General features: G+C 32.0%; 17 protein-coding genes. 6 read left to right on the top strand and 11 right to left on the bottom strand.

Annotated elements, in window-relative coordinates:
- Position 1: 1 nt before the first annotated feature.
- The gene (ald, locus tag NSQ15_RS05350) at positions 2 to 1,120 is read right to left on the bottom strand and encodes an alanine dehydrogenase (RefSeq protein WP_046466802.1); all 1,119 of its coding nucleotides are present in this window, start codon (positions 1,118 to 1,120) and stop codon (positions 2 to 4) included.
- 157 nt (positions 1,121 to 1,277) lie between these two features.
- Here ald and NSQ15_RS05345 point away from each other — a divergent pair, with 157 nt between their 5' ends.
- Complete coding sequence (locus NSQ15_RS05345) at positions 1,278 to 1,778, top strand: universal stress protein (RefSeq protein WP_217193948.1); 501 nt, start codon at positions 1,278 to 1,280, stop codon at positions 1,776 to 1,778.
- A 147-nt stretch (positions 1,779 to 1,925) separates the two neighbouring features.
- On the opposite strand, the gene NSQ15_RS05340 is transcribed toward NSQ15_RS05345, so the two are convergent.
- The 7 genes from NSQ15_RS05340 to ezrA all read right to left on the bottom strand — a co-directional run bounded on the left by NSQ15_RS05340 (position 1,926) and on the right by ezrA (position 10,139).
- Complete coding sequence (locus tag NSQ15_RS05340) at positions 1,926 to 3,161, bottom strand: acetate kinase (RefSeq protein WP_017638230.1); 1,236 nt, start codon at positions 3,159 to 3,161, stop codon at positions 1,926 to 1,928.
- 87 nt (positions 3,162 to 3,248) lie between these two features.
- Positions 3,249 to 4,196 (bottom strand): class I SAM-dependent methyltransferase, encoded by a 948-nt coding sequence (locus NSQ15_RS05335; protein WP_340746987.1) that lies wholly within the window; start codon positions 4,194 to 4,196, stop codon positions 3,249 to 3,251.
- 121 nt (positions 4,197 to 4,317) lie between these two features.
- Positions 4,318 to 4,812 (bottom strand): thiol peroxidase, encoded by a 495-nt coding sequence (gene tpx, locus NSQ15_RS05330; protein WP_029055664.1) that lies wholly within the window; start codon positions 4,810 to 4,812, stop codon positions 4,318 to 4,320.
- 227 nt (positions 4,813 to 5,039) lie between these two features.
- A complete protein-coding gene (locus NSQ15_RS05325; protein WP_017638233.1) occupies positions 5,040 to 5,816 on the bottom strand; it encodes a TSUP family transporter in 777 nt (258 codons plus the stop codon).
- 25 nt (positions 5,817 to 5,841) lie between these two features.
- Positions 5,842 to 7,065: a tRNA uracil 4-sulfurtransferase ThiI gene (gene thiI / locus NSQ15_RS05320; protein WP_340746986.1), complete on the bottom strand. Its 1,224-nt coding sequence runs from the start codon at positions 7,063 to 7,065 to the stop codon at positions 5,842 to 5,844.
- Positions 7,065 to 8,204: a cysteine desulfurase family protein gene (locus NSQ15_RS05315; RefSeq protein WP_029055662.1), complete on the bottom strand. Its 1,140-nt coding sequence runs from the start codon at positions 8,202 to 8,204 to the stop codon at positions 7,065 to 7,067. The genes thiI and NSQ15_RS05315 overlap by 1 nt, the downstream gene beginning before the upstream one ends.
- A 240-nt stretch (positions 8,205 to 8,444) precedes the next feature.
- Positions 8,445 to 10,139, bottom strand: a complete 1,695-nt coding sequence (ezrA, locus tag NSQ15_RS05310; protein WP_340746985.1) for a septation ring formation regulator EzrA — start codon at positions 10,137 to 10,139, stop codon at positions 8,445 to 8,447.
- A gap of 135 nt (positions 10,140 to 10,274) precedes the next feature.
- Here ezrA and NSQ15_RS05305 point away from each other — a divergent pair, with 135 nt between their 5' ends.
- Together NSQ15_RS05305 and rpsD are read left to right on the top strand one after the other, a co-directional pair.
- On the top strand, positions 10,275 to 10,736 hold the full coding sequence (locus NSQ15_RS05305) for a GAF domain-containing protein (RefSeq protein WP_029055661.1): 462 nt from the start codon (positions 10,275 to 10,277) through the stop codon (positions 10,734 to 10,736).
- 233 nt (positions 10,737 to 10,969) lie between these two features.
- Entirely contained in the window at positions 10,970 to 11,572 is a 603-nt protein-coding gene (rpsD, locus tag NSQ15_RS05300; RefSeq protein WP_017638238.1) for a 30S ribosomal protein S4, read from the top strand.
- A gap of 109 nt (positions 11,573 to 11,681) precedes the next feature.
- Here the strand turns inward: rpsD and NSQ15_RS05295 are convergent, their stop codons facing one another.
- Positions 11,682 to 12,419: a glycerophosphodiester phosphodiesterase gene (locus tag NSQ15_RS05295; RefSeq protein WP_070453975.1), complete on the bottom strand. Its 738-nt coding sequence runs from the start codon at positions 12,417 to 12,419 to the stop codon at positions 11,682 to 11,684.
- A gap of 77 nt (positions 12,420 to 12,496) precedes the next feature.
- On the opposite strand from NSQ15_RS05295, the gene NSQ15_RS05290 reads away from it, so the two are divergent.
- The 3 genes from NSQ15_RS05290 (at position 12,497) to serA (ending at position 15,809) form a co-directional block, all read left to right on the top strand.
- A complete protein-coding gene (locus NSQ15_RS05290) occupies positions 12,497 to 12,937 on the top strand; it encodes an OsmC family protein (RefSeq protein WP_017638240.1) in 441 nt (146 codons plus the stop codon).
- A 123-nt stretch (positions 12,938 to 13,060) separates the two neighbouring features.
- Positions 13,061 to 14,224 (top strand): pyridoxal-phosphate-dependent aminotransferase family protein, encoded by a 1,164-nt coding sequence (locus tag NSQ15_RS05285; RefSeq protein WP_017638241.1) that lies wholly within the window; start codon positions 13,061 to 13,063, stop codon positions 14,222 to 14,224.
- Complete coding sequence (serA, locus tag NSQ15_RS05280; RefSeq protein ID WP_217193950.1) at positions 14,214 to 15,809, top strand: phosphoglycerate dehydrogenase; 1,596 nt, start codon at positions 14,214 to 14,216, stop codon at positions 15,807 to 15,809. Before NSQ15_RS05285 ends, serA begins: the two co-directional genes overlap by 11 nt.
- 77 nt (positions 15,810 to 15,886) lie before the next feature.
- Here serA and NSQ15_RS05275 read toward each other — a convergent pair whose 3' ends face one another.
- Both NSQ15_RS05275 and nagE read right to left on the bottom strand, forming a co-directional pair.
- On the bottom strand, positions 15,887 to 17,011 hold the full coding sequence (locus NSQ15_RS05275) for an HAD family hydrolase (RefSeq protein WP_119622715.1): 1,125 nt from the start codon (positions 17,009 to 17,011) through the stop codon (positions 15,887 to 15,889).
- Between the two features lie 96 nt (positions 17,012 to 17,107).
- Positions 17,108 to 18,550, bottom strand: a complete 1,443-nt coding sequence (gene nagE, locus NSQ15_RS05270; protein ID WP_445684183.1) for an N-acetylglucosamine-specific PTS transporter subunit IIBC — start codon at positions 18,548 to 18,550, stop codon at positions 17,108 to 17,110.
- Positions 18,551 to 18,619 lie beyond the last annotated feature (69 nt).

The raw sequence follows: 18,619 nt of genomic DNA, 5'->3' as shown, positions 1-18,619 counted from the left end.
ATTATGATTTTAATGCATCTTCTACAGAAGTATAAGGCATATCAAACGCTTCTGCTACACCTTGATGTGTAACATGACCTTTATATGTGTTTAAACCTAATGATAATGCATGATTTGATTTAAATGCTTCTTTATAGCCTTTATTAGCTAATGTTTGAGCAAACGGTAATGTTGCATTATTAAGTGCTAAAGTTGATGTTCGAGGTACTGCCCCTGGCATATTGGCAACAGCATAGTGAACAACACCATGTTTAATATAAGTCGGATCATCGTGAGTTGAGATTTTATCAGTTGTTTCAAAAATTCCGCCTTGGTCGATTGCAATATCAACGATCACTGAACCATTTTTCATTTCTTTAATCATATCTTCAGTTACAAGATTAGGTGCTTTAGCTCCTGGAATTAATACTGCACCAATCACTAAATCACTTTCCTTAACATATGTTTCAATATTTAAAGGATTAGACATAATAGTATGAATTCTACCATTAAATTGATCGTCTAATTCTTGTAATCTTTTAGGATTCACATCTAAAACAGTGACATCTGCACCTAAACCTAATGCTATTTTAGCAGCATTTGTGCCAGCTTGACCGCCACCGATAATTGTTACTTTTCCTTTAGGAACACCTGGTACGCCACCAAGTAAAATTCCCATACCACCATTAAATTTTTGTAAAAATTCAGCGCCAATTTGAGTTGCCATTCTTCCAGCAACTTCACTCATTGGACTTAATAAAGGTAATGAGCGATCAGGTAATTGTACTGTTTCATACGCAATACCAATCACTTTGTTATCTACAAGCGCTTTTGTTAATTTTTCTTCATTAGCCAAGTGTAGATAAGTGAATAAAATGAGTCCTTCTTTGAAATATTGATATTCTTCTTCTAATGGTTCTTTTACTTTAACAACCATATCAACATCCCAAACTTGAGAAGCCTCTGAAACGATGTCAGCCCCTGCTTCTTTGTAATCTATGTCTTCAAAGTAAGAGCCCATTCCAGCATTTGTTTCAACTAATACAGTGTGTCCTTGTTCAACCAATGCATGTACACCACTTGGTGATAGACTCACTCTGTTTTCATTATTTTTTATCTCTTTAGGAATACCTATTTTCATTCCTCACACCTCCACCCACTATCATATTAACCCTAAACACTACTAAAACTCAAATGAAAGCGCCTACAAAAATACACAAAATTGTTAATTTTTCGAGTTAAAAATTCTGAAAAGTATGTTAAAATAAAATTAAGAAAAGATGAAAGGGGTACTGACTATGATTACTTACAAAACTATTTTAATCGCAGTCGACGGTTCACACGAAGCAGAATGGGCCTTTAACAAAGCAGTTGGGGTTGCTAAACGTAACGACGCAAAACTTACAATTGTTAATGTTATTGACTCTAGAACATATTCTTCTTATGAGGTATATGATGCTCAATTTACTGAAAAATCTAAACACTTCTCTGAAGAATTATTAAAAGGTTACAAAGAAGTTGCAGCAAATGCTGGTGTTACAAACGTTGAAACGCGTTTAGAATTTGGTTCACCTAAAGCGATTATCCCTAAAAAAATTGCACCAGAAGTTGGTGCTGACTTAATTATGAGTGGTACTTCAGGTCTTAATGCAGTTGAACGATTCATCGTTGGTTCTGTTTCTGAAGCTATCGTTAGACACGCACCTTGTGATGTTTTAGTTGTAAGAACAGAAGAAATTCCAAATGACTTCCAACCACAAGTTGCAACTCCACAATTACGTGAAAGATATTCTAATTAATATTAGTTTAGGTTATATAGACTCACCTTTTAATTAAGGTGAGTTTTTTATTTGTTTTATAGTTAAATACGCTGAAAAAGAACATTAGTTAGAAAAAATACCACTATCTAACTTTAGATAGTGGTATTTTTAGTTACACTTAATTTTTTATTTTGACTCAGCATTTTCTGATGATTCTTCTTCTACAGATAAGCCACCATATTTAACTACGTCTCTTGAAATCATAACTTCTTCATCTGTTGGTACAACGAGTACTTTAACAGGTGAATGTGGGTAATTGATTTCGCCTTCTTCACCATGAAGATTTTCATTTTTCTTAGGATCCCAATAAACGCCCATAAACTCTAGTCCTTCTAACACTTTACCACGAATGATATGTGAGTTTTCACCTATACCAGCAGTAAACACAATTACATCTACGCCATGCATTCTTGCTGCATAAGAACCGATATATTTATGGATTTTTGAAGCGAATAAATCTAATGCAACACGTGATCTATGACGTCCATGTTTAGCTTCTTCTGTTAAATCACGTAAGTCACTTGAAGTACCTGTTAGGCCTAATAATCCAGACTCTTTATTAAGAATATTTAACACTTCATCAGCATTTTTACCAGTTTTCTCCATAATATATGGAATTAACGCTGGGTCAAGGTTACCTGAACGTGTACCCATAGTTACTCCTGCTAATGGAGTGAATCCCATTGAAGTATCAATTGATTCTCCTCCATCTATCGCAGCAACTGATGCACCATTACCAATATGACATGAAATAATGCGTAAATCTTCAATTGGTTTACCTAAGATTTCTGCTGCACGACGTGAAACATATTTATGACTAGTACCATGGAAACCATATTTACGAATTCCGTAATCTTCATAATAACGATAAGGTAAACTATATAAATAAGCCTGTTCAGGCATAGTTTGGTGGAATGATGTATCGAAAACCGCTACATGTGGTATTTCTGGTAAAAGCTTTCTAAATGCTCTAATACCCATCAAGTTAGCTGGGTTATGCAATGGTGCTAGCTCACTCAATGCCTCAATTTGTTCTTCAACTTCGTCAGTTACTACAGCTGATGAAGGAAATGTTTCGCCACCGTGTACAACTCGATGTCCTGTTCCTTGAATTTCATAGATATCTTGAATAATATTATGTTCTTTGAATTTCGCCAACATAATATCTACCGCTTCTTCATGGTCTTTGATATCTTTGACTTCGGTTAGTTTTTCCCCTTCAACTAAGATTGTAAAAATTGAATCTTTCATACCAATTCTTTCAACAACGCCTTTGGTAACTGTTTTTTCTTCAGGCATTCTAATAAGCTGGAACTTCAAAGAAGAGCTACCAGCATTAATCGCCAAAATTAATTTTGACATAATATTTTGTCCTCCATCGTTTGTTTAATTATATTTTTCATAGTTTATTTTATCATTAACACAGTTTGAATTCTATACTGTTACAGATTATTTTTTTGTATGATTTGTGTCCATCCACTGATTTAATTCAGACATAAAACCTTGGAATTGTTGTGGATTTTTGAAATCAGGAATATTAGCTAAAAATACTTCAACTGGTTTTGTAACACCATTTTCTTTCTTTTGTAAAATCAATATAGATTTACGAGCTTTCTCATTTTTAAATAATGTTGATGGTAAATTAAGAAATGCTTGCATCTCTGTTTCTGTAGTAATGAATTTTTCTAACTGTTTCACATGTTCTCCTGAAAATAATTCACTTGGAACAACTAAAAATGCATATCCTGCCCCTTTTAATGCATTTACAGCTTGTTCAATAAGTAAATAGTGTGAGTAACTATGTCCCTCTTCGAAACCTAATTTCATTTCTTTACTACGTTCGTCAACTGGATAATACCCAATTGGTAAGTCACCAATAATGATATCTGCTTCTTCTAGTGGTAATGGCATAATAGCGTCTTGTGGGTAAACATCAAACGGGATTTCAAGATAATTTGCTAAATGCACACTAACTCTTGATAATACAGGATCCACTTCTATAAGATGATGCATAATTGTTTTATCGGTTAATACTTCTTTAACAGCCGCACTTAAATGTCCAGCACCACTAGCAATATCGACAACATGCATCTCTTCTTTATTTTGCGTAAATCGTTGTACCAAGAATCCTAAAATAAGTCCAATAGAATCTGGTGTGATTTGATGGTTCGCTTGAATATTTTCCTCTTGCATTAAACTTAAATATGCAAATTGGAAAGCTTTTCTTCGATCTTGCAATGTTGCTTGTTCCAACATTTCTCGTTGGCTTGTATAAACGTCTTGCATAGCTAAACCTAGATTTTCTATAAAACTTTGCCCATTTTCTTGATTTAAAGTTTTAGCTTTTTCATCTAAGTGCTGGAATAACTTTTCCATAATCGTATTTTCTTCAGTCATTTTAATTCCCTCTCTATAAAAAGTGCCCATCATTTCGATAGTGAAAATCAATATTTTATCATTTTATCACTTTTAAAAAGATGGGCACTTACTATTCAAATCGGTATCTAAAATTTAATTCTTATAAATTTTTATATGCTTCTAAAGCTTTATCAAAATCTGGGAAGTTTGTTCCTTCACTCACAATTTCTTTATAAACCACTTTATTATCTTGATCTAGTACGAATACAGAACGAGCTAATAATCTCATTCCTTCCATTACTACACCAAAGTTCTCACCAAATGATAAGTCTCTATGGTCGCTTAATGTAACAACATTTTCTAAACCATTAGAAGCGCACCATCTTTTTTGTGCAAATGGTAGGTCAACTGAAATTGTTAATACAACACCATCTTCTTGTGAAGCTTCTTCGTTGAATTTACGAGTTTGTTGGTCACATACACCTGTATCAATTGATGGTACAACACTAATTAATTTTTTCTTATTAGCATAGTCATCTAATGATTTTTGATTTAAATCATTATCTAATACTGTAAAATCAGGTGCAATATCTCCTACATTCACTTGTTGTCCTGATAATGTTACTGGATTGTTACTAAAAGTAATTTCAGTCATTGTTATGACCTCCTATAAATAATTTTCATACATTTATATCATACGATAACAGTAAGACTAAATTCAATTTTAAACTTTTATATTTTTAAAATTTATCCGTGTCATTACGTGTGTTAATCATGAATATCTTATCCCCACTTATTTTATTGAAAATAAAAAAGCAAATCAAAAGATATTTTAATACAATGTGCATTAATACCATCCTTGATTTGCTTTATTATAGTTATTTAATTTGTAAGCAGATGTATAATATAATCATATGCATTTTTAACAATTAAAACTGCTGTAACGATTATAAATAACACTTTTACGTAACCTACGCCTTTACTTATTGCAAATTGGGCTCCAACATATGAACCTACTATCATACTTATCGCCATAATCATTCCATAAAAATAATTTACTTGTCCTAATGACATAAATAATATAAGTGCACCTATGTTCGATGCAAAATTAAGTACTTTAGCATTACCTGCAGCACTTAAAAAATCAAAACCAAACATAAGTAATACAAATAACATAAAAGAGCCTGTGCCACCACCAATAAATCCATCATAAAAACCAATGATGAGATAAGCAATAACAAACATAGTTGCTTTTATAGGTGTAAAAGAAGTAAAGGTACGTACTGATCCCCAGTCCTTTTTAACAAGCGTATATATAAATACCAATGACAAAGCGACTATGATTAATGGTTTTAGCAATTGTGCAGGAAGCATTGTTGCTAAATATGCCCCGCCAACTGAAGCCACAAGTACAAAAGGAAATAATTTCGCTACAATCTTTAAATCTACATTGCCTGACCTAACGAATTTTATTGTACTCGTTAGTGTTCCAAAAGAACTAGCTAATTTATTTGTACCTAATGCAACTGCAGGTGGTAGCCCTATTGCTAATAGTGCAGGGGTTGAAATTAAACCTCCACCGCCTACAACCGAATCAATAAATGCAGCTAAAAAGCCAAATAAAACTATGATTAATATAACGTATACATCCCATCCCATGACATGACCCCTTTACGCTAATCTATTAAAACAAATCTTCAATTAAAGCATCAGTTGTTTTATCTTTTTCAGATTTATAATTTTTATCTATAGTTATCATTTCAATATTTTCAACTGCTTCGTCAACCATATCATCGAAATTAAATACACTTTCATATTCTACAACTTTATCAAAATCAGGTTCTGTAACAGGATTTTTAGGTGTGAAAATCGTACAACAATCTTCATATGGTTGTATAGACACCTCAAACGTACCAATGTCTTTTGCTTTTTTAACAATGTCTTCTTTATCAAGTGTTAACAATGGTCGTAACACCGGTGTTGACGTAACATGGTTTATGGCATACATACTATTTAATGTTTGACTAGCCACTTGACCTAAGTTTTCACCGTTTACAATACCCAACGCACCAATTTTATGAACTAATTGATCAGCCACTCTCATCATCAAACGTCTTGTAGATGTCATTGTATATCTTGGATGAACTGATTTATTAATTTGCTTCTGTAATTCAGTAAAAGGTACAATATGCAACTTAATTGGACCCACACGTTCTGATAAAATACGTGTTAATTCAATGACTTTTTCCTTAGCCTTTTCACTTGTGAATGGTGGACTATGGAAATGAATGGCTTCAATAGTTACGCCACGTTTCATAACTTCCATACCAGCAACAGGTGAATCTATACCTCCTGATAGCATCAATAACGTCTTACCACCAGTACCTACAGGTAAACCACCTGATCCTTGTATAACATCTACATATAAATAAATCGCATCTAATCGAACTTCTACTCGAATTTCATGTCGTGGACGTTTAACATCTACTGTTAAACCTTCAACATTTTTTAATACTTCGCCACCAATTTCACGTTGTAATTCATAAGTGTCTTTGTGGTACGATTTATCAGATCTTTTGACGTCAATTTTAAATGTAGAACCTTTTTCAAATGATTGTGCTAAACGAACAGCTACTTCAGCAATTGCTTGATCATTTTTTTCTGTTTTTAATACTGGACTGATTGATTTGATACCATATACTTTTGATAAACGGTCAATGATTTCATCAATATCAGCTTCATCTGATAATTCAATATACATACGGTCTCTTTTACCTTTGATATGAAATCCTTCTAGAGGTTTTAACGCTCTAGTCACATTGGTTTTTAATTGGTTAACAAACTTTTTACGGTTAGAACCTTTAAGCGTTAACTCACCATATCTTACGATTAAATGGTCGTATTTCATTATTTCAACAACTCCTTGATTTCTTTATATATTAGTTCAAATTTTTCTTTAAATGTATCAATATCAGCTTGTGTGGTAGTTTGACCCATTGATAATCGGATACTGCCTTCGATTTGTTTTTCCGGTATTCCCATAGCTAATAATACTTCATTCAGTTTTCCTCTTTTAGAGGAACATGCACTCGTAGTAGAAACCATTATATCTTGTTTAGAAAATGCATTAACTAATACTTCGCCTTTTACACCAGGGAAACCTATATTAATGATTTGTGGCGCTGCATCTTCTGGAGAGTTTATTTTCACACCAGGATAAGTTTCAACCATTTCTCTTATTTGTTGTTGATAAGAAGATAATGTTTGGTTTAATTGTTCAGTTTGTTGAACAGCTTGATTGATTGCTTTAACCATTGATACCGCCATCGGTAAATTGACTGTGCCGCTACGAACACCAAATTCTTGTCCACCGCCATGAATAATTGGTTCGAGATTATGAGCTGTTCTAGTAATTAATAAACCTTGCCCTTTAAGTCCGTTAAATTTGTGCCCACTTAAACTTAAACTATCAATTCCGTCTATATTTAACGGGATTTTTCCTAGTGCTTGTACGGCATCAACGTGAAAATGAGCTTTCGGATATTCTTTTAATATGTTTACAATTTGTTTAATAGGTTGAATTTGTCCCATAATATTATTCACATACATACATGTTACAAGCCCTACACGATCATTCATCAATGCTTTGAAATGTTCAATATCTATTTGTCCATTAGGTTTAACATTGACATATTTTAATATGAATCCTTCTTTTTCAGCTAAATATCTTACAACTTCTAATACAGAAGGATGCTCTAATACTGACGTGATAATTTCATTAGCAGTATCTTTTTTACGATAAGCTATACCTTTCAAAGCCATATTGTTCGATTCAGTTGCACCACTTGTGAAAATAATATCATATAAATGATTTAATTTAAGTGCTTGATTGATTTGCTCTTTTGCTTGTTGTAATAGTTTTTCAGCTTGAAGACCTGCTTGATGAGGACTATTGGGATTGAAATAAAGTGATTCATTAACTTTCACAAAAGAATTCATTACACTTGAATCAACTTTTGTAGTAGCTGCATTATCTAAATAAATCATTGATAACACTTCTCTTTCTTGAAAATTTTTAAGTTTAATCTAAACATTTAGGATAATCATTTCTATTTTTTATAGCGTTTTATCTCGTTTATTTATATTAATAATTATTATGTATTATTGAGGTATTTTACCATTTAATATTCTAAATAAGCATACTCAAGCATTATACTATTTTTTTATAAAAATAAAAGACATGACTTCCAATTATATGGAAATCATGTCTCTATTAATTAATATCAATTATTCTTTAATTACTTGTTCTTCAATATGCTTAGTAATTCCTGGTTCTACACTTTCAAGTGCTTGTTCTGAAATTTCGATTGAACGTTTGTAACGGTTGTTTTTAAATAAACGTTCCGCTTCGTTTAAGCTTTTATCAATGCTTTGGTAATCTTTACGATATCTATTACCGTATTGGATTAGTTTTTCAGCGTAAACTGCATTAACTAATACATCATTAGCTTCATCTTCAAATGTGTTCATCTGAATAACAATTTTAGCAACTTTGTCTTTTAATTGTTTTACATGTATTGGTCTATCACTAAATTGTTCATCTACTTCACGAACTTCATAATCTATTTCATTTTTCATAATAATGAATCTTTCCGGAACACTTGGCAAGTTAGAAGCAAGTAATCGGCGATAAACTTCTTCTTTTTTAGATTGTACGCGAATTAAATTATCTTCAGCTTCTGCTTCATCTTCACGTAATTGAATTAAATGATTTTGTAGTTTATCTTGTTTTTCATTAATAACGCTCACGTGATCTTCTAGATATTGTAAATTATCTTGTAATTCACTATAGCGAACTGCAGATTTAGACATTTCTTTAAGAATTTCATCATATACAGAGATAAGATTTTGAATTTCATTTTCAAATTGTCTTACGCTTTGAACATCTGATTCATTAATATAATAATTTTCACGAACATATTCAATTTCTGTTTTCAATGTATAATTCATGTCTTTGGCTTTAAATAAATCATCAGTGATAACATCTTTAGTTTCTTCTACTTCATTTTTAGCCTTAACTTCATGTTCAATTAAATCATACATTTCATCTAATTTATCATTGATATATTCAAGTTTATCATTTGCTTCGTTTAATTCTAATCTACTAATCATAGGTTCAACAAAACTTAATTCTGTTTTCAAGCTTTGAACTGTTCCATCAACTTTGACATGGTCTAAATTGTATCCTTCTACTTTTAGATCTCTGCAACCATATTTCAAGTCTTGGAATTGACCAGGTAATTCTTTTTGTGCTTCACGGATTAATTCTGGAATTTCTTCCATATATTCTTTTAAACTTTGCATCTCTTCATGTAATGCTGAAATATGATTGTGTGCTTGCACATAATTGCCATCAGCTTTTAATACTTCATATTGAGATAATTTAGGTTCAAAATTTTCAATTTCTGTTTCCAATGGATTTGCAGCTTCACCATATTGATGACGATTAGCTAAAATATCCCTTTTCATTTCACGATGATCAACTTTGCACTTTTCATATAACGATTCATTATCTTTATGTAGTGCTAAAATCTCATCTACTTGTGAAACTTGGTTATTATAACTAGCTTCATATTGATCCATTAATTCGTGAGCATCATCGATTTCAGCTTGAGCACCTGAAAAATTAAACTTATCTAATAACTCCTCAGCATTGTGAATTTTTTCCTCAACAGGAGCTAAGTAATTATTAGTATTTTCTAAGTTGTCTTTTTTCATTGCGTCGTATTTAGTTTTAGTTTCACCTTTCAAGTTTAAGCTTGATAATTTTTTAATGTTTTGGTCAAAAGGTAGAGTTTCAATTTCAACTTTACGTTCTTCAGCCTTTTCAATGAGCTGTCGTTTGTTCGAGCGCAAATAAAACATTATACCTACAGCAATCAGTATAATAACAATTATTGCTAAAATGATATATAACACCATATGTACTTCTCCTCCTATGTTATCATTCATTATTATAACGTAATTTATCGTTTCATTAAATCAGAAAATGTATTTATTGATAGAATATTTTAAACACCTTATACTATTGTAAAATATTATTTAAGGGGACAGGTTATGATAGACATTAAAAATACAAATTATGACTTATTACAAAAACAGCTCTCTAGTCTAATAGAAGATGAAACTAATTTAATAGCTATATTAAGTAATGCCTCTGCGCTTATTAATGACAATATGGATAAAATTAATTGGGTCGGCTTCTATTTAATAGAGGAAAACGAACTTATCTTAGGTCCTTTTCAAGGTCATCCTGCTTGTGTCCACATTCAAATCGGAAAAGGTGTATGCGGAACTGCAGTCTCTACTAATGAAACACAAGTTGTGAAAGATGTCCATCAATTTCCAGGTCACATTGCTTGTGATGCAAATAGTAATTCAGAAATTGTTGTACCAATTCATAAGGATGGCAAAATTATAGGCGTTTTAGATATTGATGCGCCAATAAAAAATAGATTTAATGATCAAGATAGAATAGGATTGGAAAAAATCGTTTCGATTATAGAAAATCAAATATAACTAATTTAGTATAAAAGTATTGACTCTTTTATATAAACTGGTACAATGAAATTTGTGTGAATTAACGAAAATAGCAGTTGTATATTATTGAGCGCTATGTTGTTCCCAATGTGGACGTGTCGTGTAACTGTCGCTATAAGGTGAAGACACATAAAACAACATATCTTAATAAGCATATAACACTCTTTTTTGTTTATTCATAACAACAAAAAAGAAAAAGGAGGAGTCTTATTATGGCTCGATTCAGAGGTTCAAACTGGAAAAAATCTCGTCGCTTAGGTATTTCATTAAGCGGTACAGGTAAAGAATTAGAAAAACGTCCTTACGCACCAGGACAACATGGTCCAAACCAACGTAAAAAATTATCAGAATATGGTTTACAATTACGTGAAAAACAAAAATTACGTTATTTATATGGAATGACAGAACGTCAATTCCGTAACACTTTTGACATCGCTGCTAAACAATACGGTGTACACGGTGAAAACTTCATGATTTTACTTGCAAGTCGTTTAGACGCAGTAGTTTATTCATTAGGTTTAGCACGTACTCGTCGTCAAGCACGTCAATTAGTTAACCATGGTCACATTGAAGTTGATGGCCGTCGCGTAGACATCCCATCATATTCATTAAAACCTGGTCAAGAAATCAGCGTTCGTGAAAAATCACAAAAATTAGATATCATTACTGAGTCTGTTGAAATCAACAACTTCGTACCTGAATATTTAAACTTTGATGCTGACAACTTAAAAGGAACTTTCGTTCGTTTCCCTGAACGTAGCGAGTTACCAGCTGAAATCAATGAACAATTAATTGTTGAGTATTACTCAAGATAATTGGTTTATATTTTCCACCCAATTTCCATTTGGAGATTGGGTGTTTTTTTATATCTTTTAATCTTTAAAAAAGGAGAAACTAACGTTACGTTTGTTTCTCCTCTTCTATTTACAATTTATCTGGTATATCTGTTATAATGCCATCCACTTTTAAGTTGATAAGATGATTTGCATCTTTCGTCTCATTAACTGTATAAGGCATAACCTTTAAATATTCGCTATGTGCTTTGTCCATAAAATGTTTATTTACGAGACTAAAGTTAGGATTTACATAATTGGCTACTTGAGCGATTTCTTTAAAGTTAGGTAACTTATACCAATATTTTTTCTTACTAATTAATACTCCTAATTCATATTCTATTTTCATATCTGAAAGTTTTTTCACACTATTAAAATCAAATGATTGTAAAATCACTTTTTTAGTTGGAACTTTATATTCTTTAAGTTTGTCTACAATCATTGTTTCAATACCTGGGTATTGACTTGGCTTTTTAATTTCAATAAGTAATGTTTTAGAACTATTTGAATGTAATTGTAACACTTCATCAAATGTGGGAATGGGTATATGATTCGGTTGACCATCATGATTTGATCCGAAATCAAATTGTCTTAACTCAGCTAGTGTATAATCTTTTACTTTTCCCTTTCCATTAGAAGTACGATCAATTGTATCATCATGAATTACAACTAGTTTTTTATCTTTAGTATAATGCAAATCAATTTCTAACATATCAATCGGTAAATCTAACGCATGTTGATACCCAATCAATGTATTTTCTGGATAATCTTTAGGTAATCCTCTATGCGCGATTAACTTGAATGATTGGTTTGGTCGTTCAATTGTCATGAAAGTCACCTTTCTTTTAATTTGTTTAGATATATTCTAAACTTAAATTACCATAATGACACAGGAGGTCAATTTAAATGGTTCAACATGATTTTAAAGTTCAAACAAAATGGCATGGTGGTAGAAATGAAGTTGGCAACGTTACAGGTGATATTATTAATGAGCAAATATCTATACCTAGTACACTTGGCGGAAATGGTGTCGGTACGAATCCAGACGAATTATTAGTTAGTGCTGCCTCTTCATGTTACATTATTTCATTAGCAGCTACACTTGAAAGAGCAGGTTACGATGATATTTCTATAACACAATCATCTATAGGCACTGCTATATTTGAAAATGTTAAATTCAGAATGGATTCCATTACGCATTATCCTGAAATCGAAGTTGCACCACATAATAGAGAAAGTCTTGAAAATCGATTACCTAAATTGTTAAAAATTGCTGACAATAACTGTATGATCTCTAACTCAATTCGCAATAACGTTGCTGTACATATTAAACCAACAATTAAATAATACATTCTAGCTATCAGTTCTTTTGTGATTAATAGTAATCGGACTGGTAGCTTTTAATTTTATCTTTTAAATTTTCAGAATATTTGTTAAAATAATTAAATCTTACAGTTGGAGGAATATTTTATGCATTATTATCAACCCCTTTTACTTACACCTGGACCAACCCCTGTACCTGATGAAATTATGGCTCAAATTCAATTACCTATGGTAGGTCATCGTTCTCCCGATTTTGAGACGATTGCTGAAGAAGCATTTAGCGGCTTAAAACCGATATTTGGCGCACAAAACGATATTATAATATTAACTTCAAGTGGTACAAGCGTACTTGAAGCAAGTATGTTAAATATCGCTAACCCTGACGATCATATTGTCATTATAGTTTCAGGTGCATTTGGTAATCGGTTCAAACAAATAGCTGAAACGTATTATAGCAATGTGCACGTCTTTGAGGTTACTTGGGGAAAATCAGTTAATGTTGACCAGTTTATAGACTATATCAAATCACTAAATGTAAAAATAACAGCTGTGTTCTCTCAATTTTGTGAAACATCAACTGGCGTTTTACACCCTATCCATAAACTAGGAAAATCACTTAAAACATATGATAAAGATATCTTTTTTGTAGTGGATGGCGTTAGCTGTATTGGAGCTGTTGAAGTAGATTTAGTCAAAGACAATATAGATGTCTTAGTTTCAGGTAGTCAGAAAGCTATTATGCTACCTCCTGGATTGGCATTTGTAGCTTATAATGATAGAGCAAAGCAAAGATTTAACGAAGTAACTACACCTAGATTCTATCTTGATTTAAATAAATATATTGATTCAGCAAATAATCACTCAACGCCTTTTACACCTAATGTTGCGCTATTTAGAGGCGTTAATGCATATGTTGATTTGGTTAAACATGAGGGCTTCAACCATGTTATTGAAAGACACTATCTTATAAGAGATGCTCTCCGTGCTGCTTTAACAGCCTTAAACCTTAAATTATTAGTTGATGATGATGATGTAGCTTCCCCTACTGTCACAGCTTTCATTCCTAATACAAAAGATGAACTATCATTAATTAAAAACCAACTTAAATCCCGATTTAATATTACAATTGCCGGAGGACAAGGACATTTAAAAGGGAAAATCCTAAGAATAGGACATATGGGTAAGATTTCTCCATTTGATATATTATCCGTCGTATCAGCTTTAGAACTAATCCTTACTGAAGCAAGAAAAACTAATTATATCGGAACAGGTATATCTAAATTCATGGAGGTGATTCATCATGAGTCATAAAATTTTAGTGTCCGACCCTATTTCAAATGAGGGTATAAAGAGTTTATTGGAAGATGAACAATTTGAAGTTGATATCAAAACCGATTTATCAGAAGATGACTTAATCAATATTATTCCCGAATATGAAGGATTAATTGTACGCAGTCAAACACAAGTTACGAATAAAATCATTCTAGCCGCTTCAAACTTAAAAGTAATTGCAAGAGCTGGCGTGGGCGTAGATAATATCGACATCGACTCAGCTACTTTAAAAGGGATTTTAGTAATCAATGCACCAGACGGTAATACAATATCTGCAACCGAACATTCAATCGCAATGATTTTAGCTATGGCTCGAAATATTCCTCAAGCGCATCAATCTTTAAACTCAGGTGAATGGAACCGTAAAGCGTTTCGTGGTACTGAATTATATAACAAAACATTAGGTGTTATTGGTGCAGGTCGTATTGGTTTAGGTGTAGCCAAACGTGCGCAAAGTTTTGGTATGAATATCTTAGCTTTTGACCCTTATTTAACCGAAGATAAAGCAAAAACATTAGACATTAAATTAGCAACAGTTGACGAAATTGCTGAAAATGCCGACTTTGTCACAGTCCATACGCCACTTACACCTAAAACGAAAGGTATTGTAGGTGAGGCATTTTTCAAAAAAGCTAAGCCAAACTTACAAATTATAAATGTTGCAAGAGGCGGTATTATTGATGAACAAGCACTTGTAAATGCATTAGATCAGTCACTTATTTCTAGGGCAGCAATTGATGTTTTTGAACATGAACCGCCTACAGATTCACCACTAATTGAACACGATAAGATTATAGTGACACCTCATTTAGGAGCTTCAACGGTAGAAGCTCAAGAAAAAGTAGCTATATCAGTTTCTAATGAAATGAAAGATATTCTTACAAATGGTACTGTCAAAAATGCCGTTAATGCACCTAAGATGGATATGAATAACGTAGATCAAAACGTTAAAGATTATTTATCTTTAGCTACAACACTTGGAGAATTTGGAATACAATTATTAAGTGGTGCACCAAGTAAAATTACAATGACGTATGACGGTGATGTTGCCAAAGCAGATACAAGTCTAATTACAAGAACTATAGTTACTCATATATTAAAAGAAGATTTTGCAGATGAAGTTAATATTATAAATGCACTTGCTTTATTAAATAAACAAGATGTATCTTACAATATTGAAAAGAATAAAAATGATTCTGGTTTCAGTAATTATATAGAATTATCATTATCTAATGATAAAGATTCAATTAAAATCGGTGGTACAGTATTAGCCGGATTCGGTCCTAGAATTGTTAGAATTAATAACTTCTCTTTAGATTTTAAGCCTAATCAATATCAAATTGTTACATGTCATAATGACCAACCTGGCATTGTAGGTAAAACTGGAAACTTATTAGGTTCTAAAGGTATAAATATTGCGTCAATGACTTTAGGAAGAACTGATGAAGGTGGACAGGCATTAATGATTCTCTCTATTGATCAACAAGCACCTCAACAAATTATTGAAGAGTTAAATCAAGTCGTACCATTTAATAAAATTATAAGTACCAAGCTAACGATTTAAACCTTAAAGTAATTAAAGCTACAGAAATATATGAATGTTGTATCCAGTACATCACTCATGTATTCTGTAGCTTATTTTTATAATAAAATTTGTCTTAATTCACCAACATGATTAATAATATAATCCGCTTCATATGACTCTAATTCTGATTTAGCTTGCTTACCTTTTAATCCTGTTAATGTTCCTATAAAAGTAGCACCAATTTTCTTAGCACTTAATAAATCTGCTAAAGAATCCCCTACTATAAAAACATCTTCTTTATTTACAATATCATTCTGTACCGAAGCATATTTATAATATTCTTCTTCTTTATTACCATTTAATGTAGCAATATAACTAAAAGGATTAGGTTTACCTAATGGCTTATAATTAGGATATAAATTCTCTGCCTTCATCACTTCACTTGCTGTCACAATGTGATTATTGTCGAAGTATGGTAATAATTCTAATGATTCAAAAGGCACAAGCGTTTCAGTTCTAGGTCTACCTGTTGCTATTGCAATACGATAGCCTGCATTTTTCAAATCATTAAACAAATTTTGCAATTCTTCAACTGGACGAATGACAATTTCTTGATGTATAAAGCCAGTTTTATCACTATTATATGCTGGTTGACCTTCAACAGTCTCGAATAGGGTTGATCCTAAATACCATTCTTGATATATAGATTGCGTTAAATACCATAATGAACTTTTAAATTCAAATAGTGATACATTACTCACACTAAGCTCACTTTTAGCAAATTCCTGTAAAGATGCAAAAATATTCTCTTTCCCACTATCAACCGAATTTAAAAAAGTAAGTGGTAAATTATAATCAATTTGATAATCTTTGGTTATAGACTGACCTATTAATTGTAATTGCGATGGTTTTATAGACTTTGTTTGTAATACATTTTCAATCTTGTCTAATGGCAGTAGCTTTAAGATTTTAATAAAATGTAGACAAAATACAATATAGAGCATATCCCAATTAGAATTAAGACCTAATGATTTTAATTGATGCAATACTTTATCATTCACAAAGATGTTAGACCTTACATTTGAAATTATGTCATCATCAAGATGGTTTAAATTATTGTTATTATCCAAACCTAAATAATTATTATCCATTAGCAATTCATATACTGTTAATGCCGAAACATCAAAACATCTTTCTTCACTTAAAAATACACCATCAACATCAAATAAAACTGACTTCATCTATCTTACTCCCTTTCAGAAAATTCTGATACTATATAATATACATGGTGAAAATAAATAGAGCAAATTCAAAAATGAATTTGCTCTACTTTAATACTATTGTTCCATTTGTTTTTCAATTTCATCTGCTACTTGTTGAACATGTGTACCTATAATCACTTGCGTAGAATGTTGACCACTTTTAGTTACACCAACAGCTCCAGCGTTCTTGATTTTTTGTTCATCAATGTTTGAATTGTCTTTAAGTTCGAGTCTTAGTCTTGTTGCGCAATTAGTTAAGGTAGTAATATTTTGGCTACCACCTAAACCTTCCAGTATTTGTGAAGCTGACTTAGTATATTTACTTGTTTTAGTTGGTTTACCATTATCATTTTCTTTTTCAATAGCATCTTCGTCTGTTGGATCAGCTAATTCATTATCTCCACGACCAATAGTATTTAAGTTAAATACTTGTATAACAAATCTAAAGATGACGTAATATAAGATAAAGAATACAACACCTTGTACTAGTAACATGAGTGGATGATTAGATACTGGATTAATTAATGATAATAGATAATCTATAAGACCAGCGCTAAATGAGAATCCTGCTGTCCAATGGAAAAGTGCTGCAATAAATAGTGATAGACCTGTTAAGAAAGCATGAATAACATATAATACAGGTGCTACAAACATAAACGCAAATTCAATAGGTTCAGTGACACCAACGAAGAATGCAGCAATAGCACTTCCTAAAAACCAACCATAAACTTGCTTTTGTTGTGAAGTTTTAGCAGTATGATACATCGCTAATGCCGCTGCTGGCATACCAAACATCATAATTGGGAAGAAACCAGCTTGATATCGACCTGTTATACCATGAACAGCATCTTTACCAGTTTGGAATTTACCGATATCATTAATGCCAATTGTATCAAACCAAAATACAGTGTTTAATGCATGATGTAGACCAGTTGGAATTAATAGTCGATTCGCTACACCATAAATAAATGCACCAAAAGGTCCCATTCCGACAATCCATGTTCCAAATGTCATGATTGCACCATATACAACTGGCCAAACAAATAATAATATAATTGCTAAGAAAGTACAGAAAAAGGCTGTTAGTATTGGAACTAAACGTTTCCCACTAAAGAACGATAATGCAACTGGTAATTCAGTGTCACTAAATTTATTATAGGTATATGCTGCAATTAAACCAATAATAATACCTACAAAAACATTAGCATTATCCATTTTTTCAAATGATAAATCTATGGAACTTTGTTTCATATGTAAAATAGGTGCTAAATTTTTAGGTGATAGTACTTGTGTAACAACAAAGAAACCTAATGCTGCGGCAAGTGCAACGGCACCATCATTTTTCTTAGCCATACCAATTGCTACACCAATGGCAAATAGTATTCCCAATTGTCCTAAAATAGTTGTACCCACTGCTACAAAAAATAGAGCTACTTGAGGTAATACATGTAATGCATTAAGTGCGTTACCAATCCCTACTATAATCGCTGCAGCAGGTAAGACAGCAACAGGAAGCATTAATGAACGACCTAAGTTCTGAAAAATTTATACATTCAATTCTCCCCTTTTCGATTGAATTACAACAAT

The sequence above is a fragment of the Staphylococcus sp. FSL W8-0774 genome (genome assembly GCF_038006785.1).
GTDB classification, from domain to species: domain Bacteria; phylum Bacillota; class Bacilli; order Staphylococcales; family Staphylococcaceae; genus Staphylococcus; species Staphylococcus pasteuri.
Note: the sequence above shows the minus strand (reverse complement) of the source record. Positions and strands in the feature narration are given on the sequence as shown.